14 protein-coding genes are annotated in these 15595 nt (G+C 37.9%); 11 read left to right on the top strand and 3 right to left on the bottom strand.

Annotated elements, in window-relative coordinates:
* The first annotated feature begins 236 nt into the window (after nt 1–236).
* The 9 genes from KKI44_RS05935 (at nt 237) to KKI44_RS05900 (ending at nt 10653) form a co-directional block, all read left to right on the top strand.
* Nucleotides 237–3389: an efflux RND transporter permease subunit gene (locus KKI44_RS05935; RefSeq protein WP_410492763.1), complete on the top strand. Its 3153-nt coding sequence runs from the start codon at nt 237–239 to the stop codon at nt 3387–3389.
* Between the two features lie 48 nt (nt 3390–3437).
* On the top strand, nt 3438–4664 hold the full coding sequence (locus tag KKI44_RS22845) for a TolC family protein (RefSeq protein ID WP_410492762.1): 1227 nt from the start codon (nt 3438–3440) through the stop codon (nt 4662–4664).
* 4 nt (nt 4665–4668) lie between these two features.
* Nucleotides 4669–5808 (top strand): efflux RND transporter periplasmic adaptor subunit, encoded by a 1140-nt coding sequence (locus tag KKI44_RS05930; RefSeq protein WP_214590280.1) that lies wholly within the window; start codon nt 4669–4671, stop codon nt 5806–5808.
* A 678-nt stretch (nt 5809–6486) separates the two neighbouring features.
* On the top strand, nt 6487–6852 hold the full coding sequence (locus KKI44_RS05925; protein ID WP_250902169.1) for a hypothetical protein: 366 nt from the start codon (nt 6487–6489) through the stop codon (nt 6850–6852).
* A gap of 75 nt (nt 6853–6927) precedes the next feature.
* A complete protein-coding gene (locus KKI44_RS05920) occupies nt 6928–7371 on the top strand; it encodes a thioredoxin family protein (protein ID WP_214590278.1) in 444 nt (147 codons plus the stop codon).
* Between the two features lie 11 nt (nt 7372–7382).
* A complete protein-coding gene (locus KKI44_RS05915) occupies nt 7383–8309 on the top strand; it encodes an FAD:protein FMN transferase (protein WP_214590277.1) in 927 nt (308 codons plus the stop codon).
* 149 nt (nt 8310–8458) lie between these two features.
* A complete protein-coding gene (locus KKI44_RS05910; RefSeq protein ID WP_214591106.1) occupies nt 8459–8662 on the top strand; it encodes a DUF4266 domain-containing protein in 204 nt (67 codons plus the stop codon).
* A gap of 35 nt (nt 8663–8697) precedes the next feature.
* A complete protein-coding gene (locus KKI44_RS05905) occupies nt 8698–9888 on the top strand; it encodes a DUF3570 domain-containing protein (RefSeq protein WP_214590276.1) in 1191 nt (396 codons plus the stop codon).
* Nucleotides 9889–9957: 69 nt separating this feature from the next.
* Nucleotides 9958–10653 carry a VIT family protein gene (locus tag KKI44_RS05900; RefSeq protein ID WP_214590275.1) on the top strand — a complete coding sequence of 232 codons (696 nt, stop codon included), beginning with the start codon at nt 9958–9960 and terminating at the stop codon, nt 10651–10653.
* A gap of 68 nt (nt 10654–10721) precedes the next feature.
* Here the strand turns inward: KKI44_RS05900 and KKI44_RS05895 are convergent, their stop codons facing one another.
* On the bottom strand, nt 10722–11489 hold the full coding sequence (locus KKI44_RS05895; RefSeq protein WP_214590274.1) for a methyltransferase domain-containing protein: 768 nt from the start codon (nt 11487–11489) through the stop codon (nt 10722–10724).
* A 284-nt stretch (nt 11490–11773) separates the two neighbouring features.
* Nucleotides 11774–12244, bottom strand: a complete 471-nt coding sequence (locus KKI44_RS05890; RefSeq protein WP_214590273.1) for an Lrp/AsnC family transcriptional regulator — start codon at nt 12242–12244, stop codon at nt 11774–11776.
* A 143-nt stretch (nt 12245–12387) separates the two neighbouring features.
* Here KKI44_RS05890 and KKI44_RS05885 point away from each other — a divergent pair, with 143 nt between their 5' ends.
* Complete coding sequence (locus KKI44_RS05885) at nt 12388–13770, top strand: MFS transporter (RefSeq protein WP_214590272.1); 1383 nt, start codon at nt 12388–12390, stop codon at nt 13768–13770.
* A gap of 127 nt (nt 13771–13897) precedes the next feature.
* On the top strand, nt 13898–14644 hold the full coding sequence (locus KKI44_RS05880; protein WP_214590271.1) for a metallophosphoesterase: 747 nt from the start codon (nt 13898–13900) through the stop codon (nt 14642–14644).
* A 1-nt stretch (nt 14645) separates the two neighbouring features.
* On the opposite strand, the gene KKI44_RS05875 is transcribed toward KKI44_RS05880, so the two are convergent.
* Nucleotides 14646–15593 carry a hypothetical protein gene (locus tag KKI44_RS05875; protein WP_214590270.1) on the bottom strand — a complete coding sequence of 316 codons (948 nt, stop codon included), beginning with the start codon at nt 15591–15593 and terminating at the stop codon, nt 14646–14648.
* Between the last annotated feature and the right edge of the window lie 2 nt (nt 15594–15595).

Below are 15595 nucleotides of genomic sequence, written 5' to 3'. Positions count from 1 at the left end.
TTTGCCAAAGCTTTTCCAACCGAAAAATTACAAAAGAGCTCCACTCAGGTCGGGCTGCAAACCAGTATAAATTCCAGTGCTTAAAACAGGCATTAATTGGTATCAGACCATTACCTTATTTATTCATGAGCATTTGCTAGAATTGTAAATTCAAATAGAGATATTTATCTGTAAACCATTTATTTATCATCTATTATCAATTATCTATCATCTGCTAATAAGCTCAACAAAACATTATGCTTACAAAAATCATTGAGTTTTCTGTAAAGAACAAACTCATCATTGCGCTGTTGATTTTGGGATTGATAGGCATTGGTTCCTATCAGGTCACCAAACTTCCGATCGACGCCGTTCCCGATATCACCAACAATCAGGTTCAGGTCATCACCATTGCTCCTTCATTTGGAGCAACAGACATCGAAAGACTCGTGACATTTCCCATAGAACAGGCGAACAATAATATTTCAGGATTAAAAGAAATCCGCAGTTTTTCCCGTTTCGGGCTATCGCTCGTTACCATCGTTTTCGAGGATGACGTCGATGTATACTGGGCAAGACAGCAGGTCGCAGAACGGCTGCAGCAGGTTCAGAGCCAGATTCCGCAGGGAATAGGAACTCCCGAATTAGGTCCTATTTCCACGGGTTTAGGCGAAATTTTCCAGTACGTGATCCGTCCCGAAAAAGGCTACGAGAAAAAATACGACATCACAGAACTCCGCACCATTCAGGACTGGATCGTGAGAAGACAGCTTCTCGGTGTAAAAGGCGTTGCCGAAGTCAGCAGTTTCGGAGGAAAATTAAAGCAGTACGAAATTGCCGTCAATCCCGACAGATTAAACGCTTACGGAATCACCATCAACGATGTTTTCGATGCATTAAACACCAATAACCAGAACACAGGAGGAGCTTATATCGAAAAAGGTCCCACTGTTTTATACATCCGGAGCGAAGGTCTGATCGGAAATATTGAAGACATCAAAAATATTGCAATTGCTTCCAAAACCAATGAAATCCCGCTGTTTATAAGAGATGTTGCAGAGGTGAAAACCAGCTTTGCAACACGCTATGGCGCAATGACGTTCAACGATCAGGGAGAAGTTTCCGGAGCAGTGGTGATGATGCTGAAAGGCGAAAACAGCAATCAGGTTATTAAAAACGTAAAAGAAAAAATCGCACAGATTCAGAAAACCCTTCCGAAAGGAGTCGTAATAGAACCGTTCCTCGATCGTACCAAAATGGTAAACAACGCCATCGGAACAGTAGAGAAAAATCTTACAGAAGGTGCATTAATTGTTGTTTTTGTTCTGGTTCTGTTCCTCGGAAATGTACGCGCAGGACTGCTTGTGGCGTCCGTAATTCCTCTTGCTATGCTTTTTGCCATTTGTATGATGAATCTTTTCGGAGTCAGCGGAAACCTGATGAGTCTCGGTGCACTGGATTTTGGGTTGATTATCGACGGTGCGGTCATTATTGTAGAATCCGTCCTGCATCAGTTCAGTCATAATTCAAAATTCAAAAAAATATTCTCCGTTGGAAAAGAAGAAATGGACACCATTGTTACTGATTCTGCCGGAAAAATGATGAACAGTGCAGTTTTCGGTCAGATTATCATCCTGATTGTTTATCTTCCGATTCTTACCTTACAGGGAATTGAGGGGAAAATGTTCAAACCGATGGCTCAGACTGTAGCTTTTGCTTTATTAGGAGCATTTTTATTGTCGTTAACCTACATTCCGATGATGAGTTCTTTGCTTTTGAGAAAAAGAAGCTCAAAACCGAGTTTATCCGACCGGATGATGAAAAAAGTAGAGAAAATCTATCTGAAAACATTGCTTAAAATTTTAAGAGTTCCGAAAATGGTATTCTCCATCGTGGCTGTACTTTTCGTATTGGCAATTTTCATTCTCAGCAGAATGGGAGGTGAATTTATTCCTTCCCTTGAAGAAGGAGATTTTGCCGTAGAAACCAGAGTTTTGCCGGGAAGTAATCTGAATACAACCATTGAAAGTACCCAAAAAGCTGCTCATATCCTGAAATCAAGATTTCCTGAAGTACAAAAAGTCGTGACAAAAATCGGGAGCGGGGAAGTTCCTACGGATCCGATGCCGATGGATGCTGCCGATTTGATGGTGATTCTGAAAGATAAAAAAGAATGGACTTCTGCCTCTACATTCCCTGAATTGGCAGATAAAATGAGCAAAGAACTGCAGGATGTTCCCGGAGTAACCGTAAGTTTTCAGTTTCCGGTGCAGATGCGTTTCAATGAACTGATGACGGGAGCAAGACAGGATGTCGTGGTGAAGATTTTCGGTGATGATCTGGACGTTCTTTCCCAAAATGCCCAAAAACTTGGGAAAATTATTGAAACTGTAGACGGAGCGCAGAATCTTTACATCGAACCGATTGCAGGAATGCCGCAGGTAACCATAGAATATAACCGTCCTGTTATTGCACAATATCATTTATCCATTTCAGATATCAACCGGATTGTGAATGCTGCATTCGCAGGGCAGAGTACAGGTCTCGTTTTCGAAGGTGAAAAACGTTTCGATATGGTCGTTCGTCTCGATTCTAAAGTCCGTAAAAATGTGGATGATATTAAAAATCTTCTAGTTCCGACTCCGTTTGGAAACCAGATTCCCCTTTCCCAACTCGCAAAAGTTGAAGTAAAGAACGGTCCCAACCAAATCCAGAGAGAAAATGCACAACGAAGAATTGTCGTTGGATTCAACATCAAAGGAAGAGATGTTCAGAGCATTGTGGAGGAACTTCAGACTAAAGTCAATAAAGAGATAAAACTTCCGACAGGTTATTATATGACTTACGGAGGTTCTTTTGAAAACCTGAACAATGCAAAACAGCGTCTGATGATTGCCGTTCCGGTCGCTTTAGCGCTTATTTTTGTGATGTTATTTTTAGCATTCGGCTCGGTGAAAGAAAGTCTGCTGATTTACACCGCAATTCCACTGTCAATTATTGGCGGCGTATTTCTTCTGGCTTTGAGAGGAATGCCTTTCAGCATCAGTGCAGGTGTTGGATTCATCGCCCTTTTCGGAGTGGCGGTTCTCAACGGAATCGTTCTCATCTCAGAATTCAACAGATTATACAAAAGCGGAATCCGGAATATCGTAAGAATTGTAATTGATGGCGGGGAGTCCAGACTTCGTCCGGTTCTGATGACGGCTTTCGTGGCATCTTTAGGATTTATTCCGATGGCGCTCAGCAACGGAGCCGGAGCAGAAGTTCAGCGTCCGTTGGCAACTGTGGTGATCGGAGGTCTGCTCGTGGCAACCTTCCTTACGCTTTTTGTACTGCCGCTTCTTTATGTAACCATTGAAAAAGGATTTAAAATGAAATCGCCATCATTTGGAAAACGCAAACACCTATGAAGAAAACGCGATTACATATGACCTTTAAAAAACAATAAATATCTACATATGAAAAATAATCACAAAAATATAACGGCTGTATTGATTTTGCTGTTCAGCTTTGCAGGATTCGGACTGAAGGCACAAACGCCGATCAATCTTCAGACTGCGATCAATACCGCACTGGAAAACAACAGAAATCTTAAAAACGAAAAACTGAAATCGGAATATTCCAAAGCTTTAATAAAATCGGCTAATGACATTCCGCAGACTGGTGTAACGTTCGATTACGGACAGATCAACAGTGCGTACAACGATATGAAATTTGGCGTTTCCCAAAATATTGCTTTTCCGACAGTGTATAAAAAACAGAAAAATGTATACACCGAAGAATGGAAAAAATCCCTGCTGAATGTTTCCCTGAAAGAATATGAACTTAAAAAAGCAGTCAGTCTTACCTTTTACAACATTCTGTACTGGAAAGAAAAAGAAAAACTGCTGAATGAAATCCTGAAACTGTACACCGACTTTTCAGACAAAGCGAGCCTCAGACTGAAAGCAGGAGAGAGCAATATTCTCGAAAAAACAACCGCTTCAAGCCAGAAATCGGCGATAGAAATTCAGTTAAAACAATTGCAGCAGGAATTAGCAGTTTTAAAGATTCAGTTTCAGTGGCTTTTGAATACGGAAACCGATTTCATTCCCGAAGGTTCAAAATCTTTTGCCAATTCTTTAAACGAAAAACTGGCGGATCATCCTTTGCTGAAAATCTGGGAACAGCAGAAAAATATTTCCACAGAACAGATCGCACTGGAAAAAGCGAAAATGCTTCCCGGTCTGCAATTGGCGTATAACCTGAACAGTTTTAAAGGATTAGGTCCGGATGATAAACTCTACAATGCAACACCCCAGTTTCATTCGGTTCAGGTCGGTGTTTCGCTTCCGATATTTTCAGGAGGTCAGAAAGCGAGAATTGAAGCCGCAAAAGTAGCGCAGTCTGTTGCAGAAAGTGAACTGAAAAACGCTGAATTCAACCTTCAGAATCAGCTTAAAAAAGCCAGAGAAATCTATCAGTCCAATCTGGAAATTGTTTCAAAATATGAAAGTTCCGACCTTAAAAATGCAGACGTCATTACCGAAACGGCGAAAAGACAGTTTATCGGCGGAGAAATCAATTACCTCGAATTTGTGATCCTCGTGAATCAGGCAGTACAGCTTAAAAACAATTACACCGATGCAGTCTGGAAACTTAATCAAAGTGCCATTGAACTGGAATACCTTACTTTAAATCCGTAAAAAAATGAAATCAATTTCAATATATACCTTATTACTCAGCTTTTTTGTATTCATTCAATGTAAAAAAGAAGAAGCTCCCAAACAGGAAAAAAGCCTCCCGAAAGACGAAAATGTAGTGACTTTAACCGATGCACAGTTAAGAAATGCACCAATAGAAACAACCACACTTTCGTTACAGAATATCGCTTCAACCCTGAAATTAAACGGAATGATCGATGTTCCGCCTCAAAATCTGGTTTCTGTAAGCATTCCGCTTGGCGGTTATCTGAAATCCAGCAATCTTCTTCCGGGAATGCCGGTTTCCAGAGGTCAGGTGATTGCCGTGATCGAAAATCCGCAGTTCATTCAGCTTCAGCAGGATTATCTGATGGCAAGATCCAAAGCACATTTTGCAGAACTGGATTACAACCGTCAGAAAACCCTGAACCAAAGTCAGGCAAGCAGCGACAAAGCGATGCAGCTCGCCCAATCTGAAATGAACAGCCAGAGAATTTTAATGAATTCATTGGCACAGCAGCTCAGACTCATCAATATCAATCCTGAAGCATTAAAATCCGGAAGCATTACGAAAAGTGTTCCCGTGTACAGCTCAATCAATGGTTTTGTAAGCAAAGTGAATGTGAATATCGGAAAATATGTAAATCCTTCGGATGTGCTTTTTGAGCTTATTAATCCCGATGACATTCACCTGAATCTTAAAGTGTACGAAAAGGATTTGGAAAACCTGAAAAAAGGACAGCGTTTTGCAGCGTACACCAATGCAGATCCAAGTAAAAAATATTATGGGGAAATCCTTCTCATCAGCAAAGATATCAGTCAGGGCGGTTTGGCGGAAGTTCACTGCCATTTCGATAAATACGATCACAGTCTCGTTCCGGGAATGTATATGAATGCCGAAATTGAAACCAGCACCTCTTTTTCCAATGCGGTTCCGGAAGAAAGCATCGTGAATTTTGAAGGCAAAGACTTTGTATTTGTTGAGGTTAAAAAGCAGACGTACCGATTGACTCCGGTGACTTTAGGCGAAACGGAAAACGGATTTATCCAGATCCTCAATTTTGATGATTTTAAGAATAAAAAGATCGTGACCAAAAATGCCTATACGCTTTTGATGAAGCTTAAAAATACGGAGGAAGAAGAATAAATATTAAATTTAAAGTAATTTGATATCATTATTCGTCAGTTAAATATGTAAAGAATGTTTAAATTTTTTATTTAACCGCAAAAGTAAAAAAAGATGAAGTAAACTTTTGAAGTAGCTTAGAGTAAAATAGCTTTGCTCCTTTAGGTGCAGAATCTGTGTAGAAAAAGAATAAGTGTATCAATCAATCCGTAGGATTGATATCTGTAATACGATAAATGTTTTAAAGATAGCGTTCCTACGGAACGCCGAACGTACTCCTAGTATGATTTCTACACAGATAAAGCTCCATAGAGTTTTCTAACATTTTGCTTTAAACAACTTTAATTTAAGAGCTTATTTAATATTGCAAAATAAAAGTTTTATAGCTTTTCTTAATTTTCTAAATTAAATAAACTTGTTTATTCTTAAATTTAATATTAAGAATTTCAGTTAGTTAAGTTGATTGTAATGAATTAATCAATAAATTGATTTTTATTAAGTTTTTTAAGCTTAAAAGTCTTAATTCTCTTAATAGTAAAAATAAAATCTAAGCAGCCTCTAGACAAATTTATAATTTAAACAATAAACTAAAGCTGAACAATTTATTGAACATTTTAGCGTTATAATCCGGATTAATTTAAAATCATTCTTAACAGAAGATTTTATACCTTTGATTAGGTGAAAAAGTTGGTTTCCATATTGTTACTATCCTTATTCTTGGTTTCTACAACCGAGCTGTATCAATTTTTGAAGATTCCTACTCTGGTGGAACTTTATTGGGAACACAAACAGCTTAATCCGGAAATGCCGCTGATTGCATTTTTCAGAGCACATTACGATCATCCTGCAAAAGACGGAGATTACGGCAAAGACAGAAAACTGCCGTTTGTAATTCATTCTGCACCGCTGAATTTGGTTTTCACCATCAATCCGGGTTTTTATTTTGAAACAAAAACGGAAAATTTCAGATCACTGAAATCGCATAAAATTCCTTCAAAAGACGAAGATTTCTGCTACAAAGGATTCGCGGGATCTGTCTGGGAACCACCAAAACCGATTGCTTAATTCATTTACCTTTTTTTGATTTTATTCAATCAAAATCCATCGTTTATTATCAAAATCATTATAAAATTTAAAATAATGAAAACAATAGTATCAGCCATACTTATGGTTGTATTTTCCTTTGGTTTCCACGCACAAAACAGACTGGAAAACGCAAAAAAAACGGCTGCAGAAAACAAAGAACTCATTCTGCTTAACTTTTCCGGCTCAGACTGGTGTATTCCCTGCATTAAACTTCATAAAAACATCATTGAAACAGAAGATTTCAAAAAACTGGAATCTGATAAAGTGATTGTGTACATCAACGCAGATTTTCCGCGAAATAAGAAAAATCAGCTTTCTGCGGATATGAAAAAAGAAAACGCTTCTCTTGCCGATGCATATAATAAAAAAGGCTTGTTTCCGTATACCCTTTTATTAAATTCAGAAGGGAAAATTCTGAAAAGCTGGGAAGGACTGCCTTCAGAAAATGCACTGGCTTTCAGTAAAGAGATCAGGGAAATCAGAGAAAAACAAAAATAACAGAAAAAGAGATGCTTAGAGAATTCAAAAGACCTCAGAAACTGATGGGGAACGCTTTTGAAATTACCGTTGTAAGTAGTGATGAAAAATCCGCTTACGATCATATTGACGCCGCCATTGATGAAATCCGGAGAATCGAAAAACTGCTGACAACCTTCAGCGATGACAGTCAGACTAATCTCATTAATCAAAATGCGGGAATAAAGCCTGTAAAAGTAGACCGCGAGATTTTTGATCTCATTGAAAGGAGTTTGAGAATCAGCAGAATTACAGACGGTTACTTCGATATTTCTTATGGCGGAATCGATAAGAGTTTCTGGAATTTCGACCGTGAAATGAAAGAGCTTCCTAATCCTGAAAAAATAAAGGATCATCTGAAACTCGTTAATTATCAGAATATTATTCTCGATGGCGACAATCAGACGGTTTTTCTCAGAGAAAAAGGAATGCGTATCGGCTTTGGAGGAATCGGGAAAGGATATGCCGCAGAAATGGCAAAAAGAATTCTCATGGAAAGAGGCGTAAAATCCGGAATTGTAAATGCTTCAGGCGATTTAACGACTTGGGGAAATCAGGCGGACGGAAAACCCTGGACTGTAGGAATCGCCGATCCTGACAATGCAAAACAGCCTTTTTCTTATATGAATATTACGGATATGGCGGTTGCAACTTCAGGAAATTACGAGAAATTCGTAGTCATCAACGGTAAAAAATATTCTCATACCATCAATCCGAAAACAGGAATGCCGGTTTCGGGCGTAAAAAGTGTTACCGTATTTTGTCCCAACGCAGAAATTGCCGACGCAATGGCAACTCCCGTCAGTATTATGGGAATCGATGCCGCGCTCGGTATGATCAACCGGATCAATCATCTGGAGTGTATCATCATCGACGATGAGGACAGAATTTATTCATCTCAAAACATTAACTTAAAATGAAAAATATAATTAAAAATACCAGAAATGTTGTTCAAAATTTATTTGGGCAGCTTTTACCGTCTTCCACTCTCGCTTTTTTGCTCGTTCCTCACAAAAAGAGCTCCGTTCAAGCCGGGCTGCGAAGATTCAACGCTTTAAATTACAAAACCATTGCAGTTCTTTCGATAGTAACAATTCCTTTGCTGAATTCCTGTACCACCGTAAAAGAATACGAAAAAAATAAACTCAACGATGCCGAAATGGTGCTCGGAAACCGAACAATCGAAAAGACCGAACTGAGCTTTCAGTCTTACAGAGAAGGTTCTTCAGGAGCCAATGCCGGAAAAGTGGGCGGTGGCTGCGGATGCAATTAAGAAAAGAGAATGGTAAAAATTTAATGTGATCTACAATGAAAAAAATAATCATAAGTGTTGTTGCTCTTTTCGGAATTTTTAATGCAAAAGCACAGGAAAACACAAATAACGAACAGCCCAAAAAGCTGACTTTTGATGAAGCTAATTTAGTTTCAAGTTACTACAAACAGGACGGAAACAATTCTGCCGTTACAGGAGGAATCGGCTCAGAAAAACTGACCGATGTTTCCAACACGATCGATGTAACGATGGTAAAATACGATAAAAAAGACCGTAAAAATAAATTCAATGTAAGTGTCGGGATCGATCATTATACTTCCGCATCTTCGGATATGATTGATCTGAAAGCCAATTCCTCGGCTTCGCACGCAGACAACAGAATTTATCCTGCATTAAGCTGGAGCCGTGAAAATACCGAAAAAGGAACGACTTTAATGGCGGGTGTTTCTACCTCTTTCGAATTCGATTATACCTCTTACGGGGCAAACATCGGGTTTTCACAAAAAACGAAAAACAGAATGGGAGAGTTTACGGCTAAATTTCAGGCCTATCTCGATCAGGTAAAACTCATTGCTCCTATTGAATTGAGAACCAACGGAAGCACAGGCGGCGAACACGAAAACTACGGAACCAGCGGAAGAAATACCTTTGCTTTATCTTTGGCGTACTCACAGATCATCAATCAGAATTTTCAGGTTGAATTTCTGGCGGACGGAGTTCAGCAGACCGGATATTTAAGCCTGCCGTTCCACAGGGTTTACTTTAATGATAAATCGGTTCATCAGGAAGCGTTGCCGGATAAAAGATTTAAAATTCCTTTGGGAGTAAGAGCCAATTATTTCTTGGGAGACAAGGTGATTTTGAGAGCGTACTACCGTTATTATACCGACGATTGGGGCTTGAAATCCAATACTTTCAGTCTGGAAACGCCTGTAAAGATTTCTCCGTTTGTTTCGGTAAGTCCTTTCTATCGTTACTATTCGCAGACTGCGGCTAAATATTTTGCGCCTTATCAGCAGCATACCGCCTTTGATGATTTCTACACCAGCAATTATGATCTGTCCAAATTCGACAGTCATTTTTACGGGGCAGGAATCAGAATCAGTCCGAAGAACGGTTTATTCGGCGTAGAACGACTGAATATGCTGGAAATACGGTACGGACATTATACAAAATCGATCGGAATGAAATCTGATATTATTTCGTTAAATTTAAGGTTTAAATAAAAAATCAGTTTAATTTTGACTTGTTAACATAATTAGCAAGTCATTTTTTTAACTTAAAAACTAAAGTGTATGCATCATCAGTTGGAAAAACATTATGTGAACAGGTTAGGCTGGCTTCGTGCAGCAGTTTTGGGAGCGAATGACGGATTATTATCAACCACAAGTATCGTTATTGGTGTTGCAGCAGCCACACCCGAAAGAAATACCATCATTCTTGCCGCACTCGCCGGAATGATTGCCGGAGCGATGTCTATGGCTGCAGGAGAATATGTATCGGTAAGTTCGCAGGAAGATACCGAAAAAGCAGATCTCCTTCGCGAAAAGCGGGAACTTGAAGAAATGCCGGAAGTTGAACTTCTGGAACTGGCTAAAATTTATGAAAAAAGAGGCGTAAGCAAAGAAACAGCTTTGAAAGTAGCTACAGAACTTACGGAACACGATGCTTTGGCAGCTCACGCTCATGACGAGCTTGGAATTAACGAAATTACTCAGGCTAAACCGTTACAGGCTGCTTTGGCGTCATTCGGTTCTTTTGCTTTGGGAGCGTTACTGCCATTTATCGTTTCACTGGTGGCTCCCTTAAAGGAAATGGTGTATTTTCAATATGGCTTTTCTATTATATTTCTGATGATTCTGGGCGCTATTTCAGCAAGAACAGGAGGCTCAAAAATAGGAATTGCCGTGCTCAGAATTTGTTTCTGGGGAACGGTTGCCATGGGAATTACGGCTTTAATCGGGCATCTTTTCGGGGTTACAGTAGCTTAATCTTAAAATATTTTCTATAAATTGAAATCGCGGAGAATGCATTTTCCGCGATTTTATTTTTAAAGGAATTATGGCTTCCTTCCATACATTAAAATTCTTTTGAAAGAATAAACTGCCGGAAGCTTAGGGAAATTTTTCTGAATCCTTCGTTTAAATTCTGTCTTAAAAGTTTCCTGCTCATCCTCCGAAAGTCTTTCCAGATAAGGAATTAATGCAGATCCCGAAATGAAATTAAATAGCGTTTCATGATCTTCCGCGATAATAGGATACACCTTCTGAAATATATTTAAATTTTCAAGTTCGTTTTCAAATATAATCTGTACGTATTCGTCAATCGTTAAAACAGAAGAAGGACGGTTCCATCCGTTTAATTGTGTTTTGAAAGGTTCCTCACCCGACATTTCAGACAAAATCTGATTGAGAATATTTCCCGGCTGATAAGGCATTTGGATTGCAAGTTGTCCGTTACAGTTTAGTTTTGAAATCAATTCTGGGAATAATTTATGATGATTATCAGACCACTGCAGAGCCGCATTACTGAATATCAAATCCCAGTTTTCTTCACTTTCCAAAATTTCTTCTGTTGTCGCCTGTCTGAAATGAAGACGTTCATTTTCAAGACTTTTTGATTGCTCAAGCATTTCGGCAGAAGAATCTATTCCGATAAATACAGCTTCGGGAAATTTTTCAGCTAATATGGCAGTCTGTTCACCCGTTCCGCATCCCAGATCGATAGCCTTCATTGGTTTTTCATCTTTAATCAAATCTGAAAGATCAAAGAAAGGCTGATACCGTATATTTTTAAACTGATTGTAAATTTCAGGATTCCAAGGCATGATTTTGTTGATTTAATGTGACTAAATTTACGAAATTATACATTGACAGCACATAAAATAGCCTCTTAGTTTGTATTCAGATGAAGGAAGGATCTAAAAGTAGCGAGAAAAAAATCGAAAGATTCGTGCTTAGATCCTTACAGGATGACAAATACTAAGCAAAATAATCATGGCAAAATTACTCAATTGCTGAGTGAAACGCCCTTGCGAACGAAAAATATTCACAACAATTTTAAAAATATCTTTGTGGTCTTTACGTTAAAAAAAATTACCAGAAAAAATGACTACAAAATCTGGGAACTTTCCTTAATACTGTTCATCACAAAAATACTTTTCGTCTGTCCGATTCCTTCAATTTCAGAAAGCTTGTTCACGAAAAATTCATGAAATTCATCCATATTCGGAGCGAGAATTTTCAGCATAAAATCGAAATCACCACTGATGTTGTAAAACTCAACGACTTCTTTCAGTTTTCCGACTTCTTCAATAAATTTTCCTGCGGTTTTTTTGTTGTGGACATTCAGCGCGATCATACAGATCACCATCATGCCTTTATTCACTTTTTTACGGTCAACAACGGTGGTGTATTCTTTTATGATTCCCAGTTTTTCCATCCGTTTAATTCTTTCGTGAGTAGGAGTGGGACTCAGATTAATTCTTGCCGCAATATCGCGGACGCTTAATTTCGCATCTTTCTGTAAAATTCTGAGAATGGAAAGGTCTTTTTCGTCGGGTGTATAATTTTCTGTTGCCATCTGTTCTGTTTTTGAAGAATTAATTTCAAATATAAGACTATTTGTTCTTTTTTAAATTGAATTAAATTAAATATGTTCTTAATTTTAGTTTGAATTTTTATATACGTTCTATTAATTTTAATTTTGCAGCATAATTGAACTATATGGAGAGAAAGAATTTGATATTGATTTTAGCATCGGTAGGAACATTTGTAGAGGCTTTGGATATTGCCATTATCAATCTCACAATTCCTTCTATTCAACAGCAATTCGGTATTGGTGCAGAAACCGTACAATGGCTTCAGACTTTATATGTATTGTTTTTTGGCGGTTTTCTGATTATCGGGGGAAAACTTTCTGATCAGCTCGGAAGAAAGAAAATTTTTCTTTTGGGATTATTCCTTTTTATGCTGACTTCTCTGGGAGCGGGTTTGTCTGAAAGTTTCGGAACTTTAGCTATTTTCAGAGCTTTGCAGGGATTGGGAGCGGCTTTTATTATGCCTTCGGCAATGTCTATTGTAACGAATACTTTTAAAGAAGATCAGGAGAGAAACCGTGCGATCGGGATTTTCAGTTCTTTTGCTGCGATTGGTTCCGGAAGCGGACTTTCTTTGGGGGGAATCATCAGTACGTATCTGAGCTGGCATTGGGTTTTCTTAATCAATGTTCCGATTCTTTTCATCACGTTGATTTTCGCGTATCAGTATCTTCCGAAAGATGAGAAAGGTTTATCCCAAAAAACAGATCTTCTGTCGGGAATTCTACTGGTTTTAGGTTTATTGAGCTTAACATACGGAACGCATGAACTGGTTCACATCAAAGAACAGACTTTATTGGTTGCAGGTTCGTTAATTTTGGCGGTCATTTTATTAACTTCTGTCGTTTTTCGTTTAAAATCTGTTGCTCAGCCTTTGATTGATTTAAAATTGTTGAAACATTCTTCTCTGGTAGTTTCCAATCTGGCTTTTGTGGCTTTAGGCGCGTTTTTTATCGGATTTTTATTCTTAATATCATTGATGTTGCAGAAAGATATGAATCACAGTGCGGCTTCGGCGGGATTGATGTTGGTTCCTTTCAGTATTATGTCGGCTTTGGTGGCAAAATTTATTCTTCCTCATGTTGCCAAAAAATTAAATTCTTCGCAGATGGGAATTTTGGGCTGGATCTTTATGTTGAGCGGCACTTTGGCATTATTGGGTTCCATTTATTTCGGGCATCCTTTGTCATTGGTTTTGTTCGGTGCAGCATGCATTTCGGGAATAGGGATGACGTTTTGTTTTACCGGTTTGTCTGTCTTGGGAATTCAGGACGTAAATCCTTCCTCTTACGGAGTGGCTTCGAGTCTGAGTTCTACGAGCTATTTTTTAGGAGCAGGAATCGGGTTGTCTTTTATGACGTTGATGAGCCAGATTTTTCCTTCAGAACTTGCGGTTGGAAATTTGAGCCTGATTATTCTGATCGGCTATGCCGTTTTTGCACTGACAATGCTATGCTACTTTATCTTTAAAAATATAAAAATCGCGGAATCTGAAATCGCTGTTTCGTAAACTGACCTACTTTAAACTAAATTATATAAAGGAATGTTTACACTTTTTGATTAACCGAAAAATCAGTTTAGACATTCTTATTGAGAGAACCGCAAGAAATTGTCGGTTCTTTTTTTATTTTAGCACCATGAAAATACAAATCATCAGCGATCTGCATCAGGAATTCGGAATGTCGGAACTATCTTTTGATCATGCCGATGTCGTTGTTTTGGCGGGAGATGTTAATTTGGGAACGAAAGGAATTGAATGGATTAAAACAAAAATTCCCGATAAACCTGTGATTTATGTGTTGGGAAATCATGAATATTATAAAGGTTCTTATCCTAAAACATTAAATAAAATAAAAGCTGCCGCAGAAAATTCCAATGTTTTTGTGCTGGAAGATTCTTTTACAGACATCGACGGGATTCGTTTTCATGGCGCAACGTTGTGGACGGATTTTTCTATTTTCGGAGATCCGAGATACTACGGATTCGTCTGTCAGCAAGGAATGAACGATTATAAGCAAATTAAAAGAGATCCTTCTTATTCCAAGATGAGGTCGATTGATATTTATAAAATTCATCAGTTTTCGAGATTGTGGCTAAAAGAAAGTCTTGAAAGTTCAAAGGGCATGAAGAATATTGTGGTTACTCATCATGCCCCAAGTTTACAGTCGAGTCCGGAACATTTCAAAAATGATCCGCTGACTTCCGCATACGTTTCCAATCTGGAGGATTTTATTCTGGAATATCAACCGCTGTATTGGATTCACGGGCATATTCACACGCCGAAAAGATACAAAATAGGGGAGACGGAGATTATCTGCAATCCGCACGGTTATATTTCGGAAAAGTATAATGGATTTGAGAGGGAGCTGATTGTGGAGGTTTAAGTTATTTAATTTCTTTCATGAATTTTTTTAACGCTTCAAAAGAGTCTGTTTCTTTAGAAAAAGCAGGATAAATTTCAACATGTGATGCTCCGGAATCTTTCAGCCATTTTGTCCAGATGATTTTCATGATCTCAAAATCTGTTGGCTGAATGGTTGTTGAACCATTTTTATCAAGCGATCTGTCTACCATTTCTAAAATTAAAATATTAATATCGTGAAGGTTATTAGACGTTTTTTTAATTAAATATTCAGGTTTTGAACTGATAAATTTTTCGAGGTCAGTGGATTTACTATTCAAAAACTCGGTTCTTATTTTTTTGATTAATTTTTGGTCGAATGTATATCCCAAATCGTTATTGGTACTTTCTATATAGCCGTCTGTAAAAAGTACAACAATATTCTTTGTATTTTTAATCGTTTTTGCTGTGCTATCAATTTTATCGGGATTATTTATGATGGAACTTTTGATTGTCTCATTGAAGTAATTCCAAACATCGGAACCGGAAGAATTTTGTAAAGAATAATTGTAAATCTTTGAAACCCCGGATTTAAATTTCAATACATCAGATTTCAAACTTTTTCTTTTGTATTCAGAGGATGCCGATAAGTTATTCTCAAATTTTTTGAAATTAATTTCCAGATCTTTTGGATCCACTACATTCTTGTTCAAAATTCCCCGGTTGATAAAATCCAGTTTATAGACATCAAGCTGATTCATTTGTCTGTTATTTGTCTGTAATAAATGCTCAATGTTGCCTATTATATTATTGATTAACAGTGTGTCGTTTACAGGTTTAGGATGGATTTCTTTGTTGATTCTGTTAGATAAATCAGGCACAATTAATACGTTATAATCATGAATTTTCGTAAAAGACTTTTCAGGTGTTTTACAACAATTAAACAGAAGAAATGTGATTGCTAAAATGCTTAAGGTAAATTTTGTTTTCATAA

This window comes from Chryseobacterium sp. ZHDP1 (genome assembly GCF_018603435.1).
GTDB classification, from domain to species: domain Bacteria; phylum Bacteroidota; class Bacteroidia; order Flavobacteriales; family Weeksellaceae; genus Chryseobacterium; species Chryseobacterium indicum.
Note: the sequence above shows the minus strand (reverse complement) of the source record. Positions and strands in the feature narration are given on the sequence as shown.

Coding starts and splice junctions, on each gene's coding strand:
- KKI44_RS05935 (WP_410492763.1), top strand. CDS start 237: ATGCTTACAAAAATCATTGAGTTTTCTGTAAAGAACAAACTCATCATT.
- KKI44_RS22845 (WP_410492762.1), top strand. CDS start 3,438: ATGAAAAATAATCACAAAAATATAACGGCTGTATTGATTTTGCTGTTC.
- KKI44_RS05930 (WP_214590280.1), top strand. CDS start 4,669: ATGAAATCAATTTCAATATATACCTTATTACTCAGCTTTTTTGTATTC.
- KKI44_RS05920 (WP_214590278.1), top strand. CDS start 6,928: ATGAAAACAATAGTATCAGCCATACTTATGGTTGTATTTTCCTTTGGT.
- KKI44_RS05915 (WP_214590277.1), top strand. CDS start 7,383: ATGCTTAGAGAATTCAAAAGACCTCAGAAACTGATGGGGAACGCTTTT.
- KKI44_RS05905 (WP_214590276.1), top strand. CDS start 8,698: ATGAAAAAAATAATCATAAGTGTTGTTGCTCTTTTCGGAATTTTTAAT.
- KKI44_RS05900 (WP_214590275.1), top strand. CDS start 9,958: ATGCATCATCAGTTGGAAAAACATTATGTGAACAGGTTAGGCTGGCTT.
- KKI44_RS05895 (WP_214590274.1), bottom strand. CDS start 11,489: ATGCCTTGGAATCCTGAAATTTACAATCAGTTTAAAAATATACGGTAT.
- KKI44_RS05890 (WP_214590273.1), bottom strand. CDS start 12,244: ATGGCAACAGAAAATTATACACCCGACGAAAAAGACCTTTCCATTCTC.
- KKI44_RS05885 (WP_214590272.1), top strand. CDS start 12,388: ATGGAGAGAAAGAATTTGATATTGATTTTAGCATCGGTAGGAACATTT.
- KKI44_RS05880 (WP_214590271.1), top strand. CDS start 13,898: ATGAAAATACAAATCATCAGCGATCTGCATCAGGAATTCGGAATGTCG.
- KKI44_RS05875 (WP_214590270.1), bottom strand. CDS start 15,593: ATGAAAACAAAATTTACCTTAAGCATTTTAGCAATCACATTTCTTCTG.